This is a genomic window from Variovorax sp. 01T439_2 (assembly GCF_056398445.1).
Genome location: NZ_JBFTPJ010000794.1, coordinates 1 through 2,822 on the forward strand (window position 1 = coordinate 1; position 2,822 = coordinate 2,822).

The 2,822-nt window shown below is 70.4% G+C and carries 3 protein-coding genes; all 3 read left to right on the plus strand.

All coding sequences use genetic code 11. The features are described from left to right. Nucleotides 1–149 precede the first annotated feature (149 nt). A complete protein-coding gene (gene queA / locus AC1DOC_RS27880; protein WP_478080161.1) occupies nt 150–1,193 on the plus strand; it encodes a tRNA preQ1(34) S-adenosylmethionine ribosyltransferase-isomerase QueA in 1,044 nt (347 codons plus the stop codon). Further along, nucleotides 1,190–2,440 carry a PQQ-dependent sugar dehydrogenase gene (locus tag AC1DOC_RS27885; RefSeq protein WP_478080160.1) on the plus strand — a complete coding sequence of 417 codons (1,251 nt, stop codon included), beginning with the start codon at nt 1,190–1,192 and terminating at the stop codon, nt 2,438–2,440. Before queA ends, AC1DOC_RS27885 begins: the two co-directional genes overlap by 4 nt. After that, the coding region (locus tag AC1DOC_RS27890) for a tRNA-guanine transglycosylase (protein WP_478130941.1) at nt 2,437–2,822 on the plus strand (386 nt) is incomplete at its 3' end. The genes AC1DOC_RS27885 and AC1DOC_RS27890, both read left to right, overlap by 4 nt.

Consider the following 2,822-nt stretch of genomic DNA (forward strand, 5'->3'; position numbering starts at 1 on the left):
CGGCCGGGGCGGCAGYGGGCGGGCTTGTGGTCTTTTCGGGCGGCACGGACTTCGCGGAAGCGGGCATGGGACAATTCTGCCCGGCTCCGGCCACGTCTCGCTCATCTTCCACGCCTCCTTGGCACGGGCCCGTCCGGCCCTCAAGCACCATGCGCGCCTTCACGCTTTCCGATTTCGATTTCGACTTGCCGCCCGAGCTGGTGGCACAACACCCGGCCTCCGAACGCACCGCCTCCCGTCTGCTCGACGGCACCGGCAGCACCCCGGCCGACCGCATCTTCAAGAGCCTGCCCTCGCTGCTGCGCGCGGGCGACCTGCTGGTCTTCAACGACACGCGCGTGGTCAAGGCGCGCCTGTTCGGCGAGAAGCCGACCGGCGGCAAGCTCGAACTGCTGGTCGAGCGCGTGCTGCAGGGGCAAGAAGTGGTGGCGCACATGAAGGTCAGCAAGAAGCCGCCCGTGGGCACCACGCTGCAGATGGTCGGCGGCTTTCGCGCCACGCTGCTGGGCCGCTGGCCGGAGGAAGACGGCGCGCTGTTCCGCTTCGGCTTCGAGAGCGACGCCGGCGAAGACCCCTATGCACTGATGGCCCGCTGCGGGCATGTGCCGCTGCCGCCCTACATCACGCACAGCGATTCGGCCGACGACGAGCGCCGCTACCAGACCGTGTTCGCGCGCGTGCCCGGCGCCGTGGCCGCGCCGACGGCCGCACTGCATTTCGACGAAGCGCTGCTGGCCGAGCTCGAAGCGCGCGGCGTGCAGCGCGCCAGCGTCACGCTGCACGTGGGCGCCGGCACCTTCCAGCCGGTCAAGACCGAGAACATTGCAGAGCACACGATGCATGCCGAGCGCTACGAAGTGCCCGAGGCCACGCAGCGCGCCATCGCCGAGTGCAAGGCGCGCGGCGGCCGCGTGGTCGCGGTCGGCACCACCACCGTGCGCACGCTCGAATCGTGGGCCAAGAGCGGCGAGGCCGCGGGCGACACGCGCATCTTCATCACGCCGGGCTTCGTGTTCGAGCATGTCGACCTGCTGGTCACCAACTTCCACTTGCCCAAGAGCACGCTGATGATGCTGGTCTCGGCCTTTGCAGGCTATGAACACGTGATGGCGCTCTATGCCCACGCCATCGCGCAGCACTACCGCTTCTTCAGCTACGGCGACGCCATGCTGCTGGCGCGCGCTCCCGCATGAAACCCCTCAACACCATCCGTTCCTCGCTGGCCGCGATCGCATTCGGATGCGCGCTGCTGCTGCCCGTGGCCGTCCAAGCACGCGGCTACACGCCGCAGGGCCTGTGCGGCGGCTATGCGCGGCTGGACATCGGCAGCCCCGCGGGCACCTGCGTCGCGCTGCTGGCCGACGAGGCCCAGGGCCTGCGTGCGCCCCGGCGCATCCTCGAGGTGGCGCCGGGCCGCTACTGGGTCGTCGACATGGGCTCATGGGAGCCGCGCCGTGGCCGCCTGCTCGAGATGGTGCTGCCCACCGAGGGCCCGGCGCCGCGGCGCGCGCGCTTCAGCGTGCTGGCCGAGCAGCTCGACCGGCCGCTCGGCCTTGCCGCCGGACCCGACGGCAGGATCTATATCGGCGAGTCGGGCATGATCTGGCGCACACCCATCCCTTCGCCCGGCGGCGCGCTGCAGCGCGAAACGGTGATCGACGGCCTGCCGGGCGACGGCACGCATCCGCTCAAGGAACTGGCCTTCGGACCGGACGGACGGCTCTACGTCAACGTCGGCTCCGACTCCGATGCCTGCCGCGATGCTTCGTCGAAGCAATACCCGCTGCCCTGCCCCGACCTGGCCGGACCGAAGCCGCGCGCCGCGGTGTACGAGGCCGTGCTCGCCGGGCCGGACCACAAGCTGCAGAGCTTCAAGCCTTTTGCCACCGGCCTGCGCAACTCGGTCGCCTTGACCGTGCTGCCGGACGGCCCCGCCAAGGGCGCCGTGCTGCAGGGCGAGAACTCCATCGACTACGAAGACGTGGGCCAACCGCCCGAAGAGCTGAACCGGCTGCAGGCCGGGCGCGACTACGGCTGGCCCTATTGCGTGGGCAACCGCCAGCCCGCGCGCGGCTACGAGAACCGGCAGGGCTGCAAGGCCACCGAGGCGCCGCTGATGCTCTGGCCCGCGCACGCCGCGCCGCTGCAGATGATCACCGGGCCCGCGGGCAGCCGCTTCGCGGGCCAGCTGCTGGTTGCCTGGCGCGGCCACCAGCCGCCCGGCCACCGCGTGGTGGGCTACAAGCTCGATGCGCGCGGCCTGCCGTCGGGCAAGCCGGTCGAATGGCTCGCCGGCTGGAGCCCCAAGGCCGGCGTGCGCCCGATGGGCCGGCCCGCCGGCATCACCGTCGACCGGCAGGGCCGCTTGCTCGCCGTCGAAGACTTCAACCGTACCATCCTGATGCTGCTGCCGGACACCGGCGCCGCCCCCCAGAAATGACCGCCACCACGTCCTCCCTGCCGCGCCTGAAGTTCGAACTTCTCAAGACCGATCCCGCGAGCCACGCGCGCCGCGGCACGCTCACGCTSAACCAYGGCGTGGTGCAGACRCCSATCTTCATGCCCGTGGGYACCTACGGSACCGTCAAGGGCGTGATGCCGCGCAGCCTCGARGARATGGGCGCGCAGATCATYCTKGGCAACACCTTCCACCTGTGGATGCGCCCCGGCCTCGACGTGATGGCCAGCTTCGGCGGGCTGCATCAGTTCGAGAAATGGAACAAGCCGATCCTCACCGACTCGGGCGGCTTCCAGGTCTGGTCGCTGGGCGCGATGCGCAAGATCAGCGAGGAAGGCGTGAAGTTCGCCTCGCCCGTCAACGG

What these genes read in the sequence shown, in the direction of transcription:
- queA (WP_478080161.1), top strand. Translation starts at nt 150, where the DNA reads ATGCGCGCCTTCACGCTTTCCGATTTCGATTTCGACTTGCCGCCCGAG.
- AC1DOC_RS27885 (WP_478080160.1), top strand. Translation starts at nt 1,190, where the DNA reads ATGAAACCCCTCAACACCATCCGTTCCTCGCTGGCCGCGATCGCATTC.